The following is a 626-nucleotide window of genomic DNA, read 5'->3' as shown; positions in this document are numbered from 1 at the left end:
GATCTTTGTCGGTGGTGGTGCTGGTATGGCCCCAATGCGCTCGCATATCTTTGATCAGCTCAAACGCTTGAACACTGATCGTAAGATTAGCTTCTGGTACGGTGCTCGCTCAATTCGTGAGATGTTCTACGTTGAAGACTATGACCAACTGGAAGAAGAGTTTGATAACTTTGAGTGGCATGTGGCACTGTCTGACCCATTACCAGAAGATAACTGGGAAGGTCCAACAGGATTTATCCATAATGTGTTGCTCGAAAACTATCTGAAAGATCATCCAAACCCCGAAGACTGTGAATACTACATGTGTGGGCCACCGATGATGAACGCTGCTGTCATCGACATGCTACACAGCATGGGCGTAGAAGACGAAAACATCATGCTTGATGACTTCGGTGGTTAAGTTAGCTAGATAAACTCAAAAGCATACAAAAAAGAGTCTCAATTGAGGCTCTTTTTTTGTGCGATTTTTAGTAATTATTATGATTCCTTAGACTACAAATCTAACTAGTAGATTAACTTTGCTATCCTATATCATGGACTCTCTAAATATTAAGAAAGGACGCTTATGAAAACGAAATACAAAGATCTAACCATTTGGATCACTGGTGCCTCTAGTGGTATTGGGC

Annotated in this window: 1 pseudogene; it reads left to right on the top strand. The window is 41.5% G+C overall.

The features are described from left to right. Positions 1-400: pseudogene (locus tag ACS8FC_RS18730) on the top strand (NADH:ubiquinone reductase (Na(+)-transporting) subunit F); the annotation flags it as partial. Positions 401-626: the final 226 nt, after the last annotated feature.

The organism is Psychrobacter sp. 1Y4 (assembly GCF_051847555.1).
This window is presented reverse-complemented; position numbering and strand designations above follow the sequence as displayed.